This is a genomic window from Gloeocapsa sp. DLM2.Bin57 (assembly GCA_007693955.1).
In the GTDB taxonomy this organism is placed as follows: domain Bacteria; phylum Cyanobacteriota; class Cyanobacteriia; order Cyanobacteriales; family Gloeocapsaceae; genus Gloeocapsa.
This window is the reverse complement of sequence record RECR01000008.1, coordinates 1-4,777: the sequence shown is the minus strand read 5'-3', so window position 1 is coordinate 4,777 and position 4,777 is coordinate 1. Positions and strand designations below refer to the sequence as shown.

8 protein-coding genes are annotated in these 4,777 nt (G+C 38.8%); 3 read left to right on the top strand and 5 right to left on the bottom strand.

What is annotated here, in order from left to right:
• Positions 1 to 43 precede the first annotated feature (43 nt).
• Positions 44 to 322: a DUF2887 domain-containing protein gene (locus EA365_00190; protein ID TVQ49836.1), complete on the bottom strand. Its 279-nt coding sequence runs from the start codon at positions 320 to 322 to the stop codon at positions 44 to 46.
• Positions 319 to 1,569, bottom strand: a complete 1,251-nt coding sequence (locus EA365_00185; GenBank protein ID TVQ49835.1) for a competence/damage-inducible protein A — start codon at positions 1,567 to 1,569, stop codon at positions 319 to 321. Before EA365_00185 ends, EA365_00190 begins: the two co-directional genes overlap by 4 nt.
• Before the next feature lie 51 nt (positions 1,570 to 1,620).
• Between EA365_00185 and EA365_00180 the strand changes: the two genes are divergently transcribed.
• A complete protein-coding gene (locus EA365_00180; protein TVQ49834.1) occupies positions 1,621 to 2,118 on the top strand; it encodes an HNH endonuclease in 498 nt (165 codons plus the stop codon).
• 56 nt (positions 2,119 to 2,174) lie between these two features.
• A complete protein-coding gene (locus EA365_00175) occupies positions 2,175 to 2,375 on the top strand; it encodes a hypothetical protein (protein ID TVQ49833.1) in 201 nt (66 codons plus the stop codon).
• Between the two features lie 41 nt (positions 2,376 to 2,416).
• Here EA365_00175 and EA365_00170 read toward each other — a convergent pair whose 3' ends face one another.
• On the bottom strand, positions 2,417 to 3,115 hold the full coding sequence (locus EA365_00170; protein ID TVQ49832.1) for a peptidylprolyl isomerase: 699 nt from the start codon (positions 3,113 to 3,115) through the stop codon (positions 2,417 to 2,419).
• Positions 3,112 to 3,681 (bottom strand): photosystem I assembly protein Ycf4, encoded by a 570-nt coding sequence (locus EA365_00165; GenBank protein TVQ49831.1) that lies wholly within the window; start codon positions 3,679 to 3,681, stop codon positions 3,112 to 3,114. Before EA365_00165 ends, EA365_00170 begins: the two co-directional genes overlap by 4 nt.
• Before the next feature lie 221 nt (positions 3,682 to 3,902).
• On the opposite strand from EA365_00165, the gene EA365_00160 reads away from it, so the two are divergent.
• Positions 3,903 to 4,349, top strand: coding sequence for a DUF4351 domain-containing protein (locus EA365_00160; protein ID TVQ49830.1), 447 nt, complete (start codon positions 3,903 to 3,905; stop codon positions 4,347 to 4,349).
• Positions 4,350 to 4,419: 70 nt separating this feature from the next.
• On the opposite strand, the gene EA365_00155 is transcribed toward EA365_00160, so the two are convergent.
• Positions 4,420 to 4,777: formylglycine-generating enzyme family protein (locus EA365_00155; protein ID TVQ49829.1), on the bottom strand; the 358-nt coding region annotated here is incomplete at its 5' end.

Sequence of the window (4,777 nt, the reverse complement as noted above, 5' to 3'; positions counted from 1 at the left end):
TAATTAAAAAAGTGGGGATGGGCATCGCCTCACTCAAAAACGGTCAATCATCTCTGAAGGTGAAAGACAAGAAGCCTACAGCGTAATCTTTGATTCGGTGTAGGAGTATGTCACTATCCTGAAAAAATTGTACTTCGAGAAAGTAAATAGGTAAATCGGGTTGAGAAGGAAGAAAAACCCCATCAATCCTAAAAGCAATTTGTTTAACTTCTACTGAGGAGAATTGATAAAGGTGAGCCACCTCAGTAGGTGAGTTAATCAGTTGAAATAAGAAAGGGGGATAGGTTTGAAATAATCGATAAAAGATAGTGTCAGTTTTCACCGCTGTTGTAATTTACGTCGTAGTTGATCTAAAGCGTAATTGACACTGAGATAACGAATAGTTTCTCTATCTTGATTAGCGCCAAAACGAGACACGAGACAATCTACCTGATTATTTGGACTAGCAAAACCAAAGCAAACTAAACCCACTGGTTTATCTAGTGTTCCTCCCGTTGGTCCGGCTATTCCTGTTACGCTTAAACCCCAATCAGTTTTGAAGCGTTGTTTAACCTTGATAGCCATTTGTTTAGCAACTACTTCACTAACCGCGCCAAATTCTGCTAAATCTTGGGGATTGACTCCTAAAATTTCGGTTTTAATTTCGTTAGCGTAAGCTATTACCCCACCCATAAAATAACTGGAACTACCAGATACAGAGGTTAGAAGTTCTCCAATACCTCCTCCTGTACAAGATTCAGCAACGCTAAGGGTTTCTTGTCGTTGAATTAGTAGGTTTCCTACCACTGATGCTAAGGTATCTTCATCTGCGCCAAAATAATCATTTCCGGCGATCGCGATAATTTCTTGGGCAATTGGTTGGATAATATTATTAGCTATTGCTGGTGTAGCTGCCTTAGTAGAAATTCGTAATTTAACTTCTCCTAAAGAAGCATAGGGAGCTACAGTAGGGTTAGTTAGGTCAAAAAACTTGTTGACTTTGACTGCTAGATTGGATTCTCCGATACCGCGGAATTTTAAGACTCGACTGTAGATGATTTCTTTACCCCAACCTTGAGTTTTTAGGTAAAGTATGGCTGTTTCTTGCCACATTGCTTTCATTTCCCGAGGAACACCAGGAAAGGTAAGAATAGTTATACCGGGTTGAGGTTGCCAAATCATACCAGGGGCTGTACCGACTGGATTAGGTAAAATTTGTGCTCCTTGGGGTATTAAAGCTTGTTTAGCGTTATTAGGACTCATTTCTCGCCCTCTAGCTGCGAATTTAGCTTGAATATCACCTAAGATTTCTGGATGTTCTACTAAAGGGGTTTGAAAAAAGGCGGCGATCGCCTCAGTGGTAAGATCATCGGGAGTAGGTCCTAATCCACCTGTAAAAATTAAAATTGAGGAACGTTCACAAGCTATAGCGATCGCTTTTTGCAATCTTTGTATGTTATCACCTACTATAGTTTCATAATAATGGGGAATCCCGAGATTAGCTAATTCTTCGGCTAAAAACTTAGCATTAGTATTAACTATATTACCCAATAGTAATTCTGTGCCAACACAAATTATTTCTGCACTCATAAAGCAATCAATGTTAATATCAAGGATAAAATTTAGAAGTTTATTAAGCCTATGAGCAAGGTTTTAGTCTTAAATGCTTCCTACGAACCGCTCAATATTACTAGTTGGCGTCGAGCGGTGGTTTTATTACTGAAAGGAAAAGCGGAGCGGCTTGAGCATAACGGTGTACAAGTTTATCATGAATTTCCCCTTCCCACAGTGATTAGGTTATTATACTATGTCCGAGTCCCTTATAAAGAAATTCCTTTAACTCGCCGCAATATTCTAGAACGAGATCGCTCTTGTTGTCAATATTGTAGTTATAAGGGAGAACAATTAACCCTAGATCACGTTATACCCCGTTCTCGTGGAGGTGGTGATACTTGGGAAAACCTAGTTACCGCTTGTGTTCGTTGTAACGTCAAAAAAGGTAACCGCACCCCTAAAGAAGCCAACATGATGCTCAAAACCCAACCGAGAAGACCATACAGTAGTCTTCACTTTGAAATTGCTAAATGTACTAGGGGTAACGTCAACCAGGAATGGAAAAAATATGTTATTGGTATCTAGTCTCCCTGCTTAATTTCCAAGCAGGGTTTAATTTTACATCTTTGGAGGAATGAATCTTGAATCGTCAGGTTAATTGTGCAGTAGATTGCGTTAATGGTTGTATCTTAGGTGAATCTTGTCCCCATCTTGAACATTTAGCTCAAGCGAAGGAATTTATCAAGGATACATCATTAGACAAAATGCTAGAAATAGCTGAAGCAGCTAGGTTAAAAAAATTAACTGAACCCCCTAAATGGGTGTTACCAGATGATTTTTAAGCATTATTTAAGGGCTTGAGTTCAACAAGCCCTATTATTTTTTAACGTTGGAGATTTTCAATACCGCTGAGAACTTCAGCTGATGATATGCGATCGCCTTGTTGAATTTGATCTACCACTTCCATGCCTTCAGTTACATAACCAAATACAGCGTAACTACCATCTAAAAATCCTAAATCAGCTAGAGCAAAATAAAACTGAGCCGAAGCACTATCAGGCATTTGAGAACGAGCCATAGCTACTGCACCACGACGGTGGGGTAAAATCGGCGTTGCTTTGATAGTTTTGCCATAAGTTGGCTCTGTACTATTTTCAGCTTGAATTTCTAGGGGTATATAACGAGGTTTGCCCGTAGCGGGATCAATAAAACTCCCTGTGCCTAGATTACTAACAGGTACACTGGGGTTTTTACCTTGGGGGTCGCCACCTTGTACTACAAAAGGTTGAGGTTCTCTAACTACCCGATGAAAGACTAAACCATCATAAACTCCTTGATCTACCAAATCAATAAAGTTACCCGCGGTGATTGGCGCGTGTTCCCCATCAACTTCAATAATAATTGGAGAATCATTGACCACCATTTTGACTGTAGCTGTTCCTGTTAATCTAGGTAAAGATGTTTGCATATTGTTGATTGTAGGGGTTGACTCGGAAGCTTGAGCAGAAGTAAAGATATTTTGATTACAAGCTACCAAACATAAACTAAAGCACAAAACGAAGAGTAATAGATGTTTTTTCATACTAAACCTTCTAGGGGAACGGTCAAAAAGCGAGCTAACTCAGCTCCTTGATTTTCTAAGTCAGAGATAGGGATAGGCTCTCCTACTCTAGTTAAGGGTATGTTGCGACGTTGTTTGGTACAGAGGTAGAGAGCACGTTTTGGGTTCAGCCCTTCTTTGATTTCTGCTTTAATTGCTTGTACTTCATCTAAGGAACAAGTAAACTCAATGCGACGATTTTTGCCAGGAAAACCCCAGCGAAAAATAGTTACTTGATTCGTTTCACGATTAAATTCGTTGTAACCACCACCAATATTCCAGAAAATCGTTAACCAGATATAGGTAGCTAACAGAGAGCCTGCAACGCCGTAAAATGATAAGGCGATACCTTGGGGAATAAATTGTAACCCAGTGGTATCGCTGACTATGAGTAAATTTTTCTGAAAGTAGCTAGATAATCCAGCCAAAAGAAAACCTACTCCTCCCATAGTAGTAATTGTTGCCCAAAAATAGTTACTAAAACGACGAGCGCCAAGAATTTCTTGGCGGAGAACTAGATTACTAGTAGAGGTTATTGGTGTTTTCATGGCGAAGGTTAATTAATTATGATTAAACTCGAAATTTGAGGTACTCTCAGTAGATAGCCGTTTACGCTACAGACCAATCTTACCACAAAGCCGTCTGTTCAGGATGGGGTTTTAACACCATTTTTTTTGATAAACCAATGTACCATATTACCTCTTTCCCTATAAATGCCGAACGAGCCGAAATAACTAATCCCACTTGAGGTGGGAAAAATCATCTAGCAATGAAAACCGATAGTCTCTTTTATAATATCTTTTTAACCTTGACTGAAACCTTTTTTGAGTTGATAGGTTTACCTGCTACGGTCAATAATCAATATCAATTTACTTCTCGGGAAGTTAAACAACTTTCTTTTCGTTTAGACGGAATCTTTTACCCTAAATTAGTGTATAAGTTACCTAGTAAAAGTAGAGAGGAGATAGAAGCTATGTTTGGATTAGAGGATTTTAAACAAACGAGATTTTATCAAGAGGCTAAAGCTGAGGGTGAAGCAAGTCTGATTCTGCGTTTATTAAAACGTAAATTTGGTCAACTTTCTCCATCTAATGAAACCTTAATCAATCAGTTAAGTTTGACACAATTAGAAGATTTAGGCGAAGCTTTATTAGATTTTCAGCAAGAACAAGATTTACTCGATTGGTTAACTAGAAATAAATTTCCCAATACTTAACAAAACTTAATATTTAAAAAAAATTCGACCCCCCTACTGGCTCGAAAGTAAAGGGTAAAAGGGTAAAGACCTAAGTAATCCTAGACAAAATAAAAATAATGCGAAATCCGCACTTGTAGCTTCTGCGATCGCGTGCACAGCTAATACGATAGGCAGAACGGCAGTAATTACTACAGCTGTAACAAGACCCTCCAAGTAGTTTTTGTTCTTGTTTATTACCATCTAACCATATACTCCCATCGTTAGGCGCTCCCTGGTAGTTATCATGCCAATCATCAGCACACCATTCCCAGACATTTCCGTGCATGTCATATAATCCCCAAGCATTGGGCTTTTTTTGCCCTACAGGATGAGTTTGTCTATTGGAATTATCACCATACCAAGCATAGTCTTTTAGCTGACTACTATCATCTCCAAAACAATATTTT

Bases quoted from the DNA above. Each gene is read 5' to 3' on its own strand.
- EA365_00160 (TVQ49830.1), top strand. From the start codon at position 3,903: ATGAAAACCGATAGTCTCTTTTATAATATCTTTTTAACCTTGACTGAA.
- EA365_00170 (TVQ49832.1), bottom strand. From the start codon at position 3,115: ATGAAAAAACATCTATTACTCTTCGTTTTGTGCTTTAGTTTATGTTTG.
- EA365_00180 (TVQ49834.1), top strand. From the start codon at position 1,621: ATGAGCAAGGTTTTAGTCTTAAATGCTTCCTACGAACCGCTCAATATT.
- EA365_00185 (TVQ49835.1), bottom strand. From the start codon at position 1,569: ATGAGTGCAGAAATAATTTGTGTTGGCACAGAATTACTATTGGGTAAT.
- EA365_00165 (TVQ49831.1), bottom strand. From the start codon at position 3,681: ATGAAAACACCAATAACCTCTACTAGTAATCTAGTTCTCCGCCAAGAA.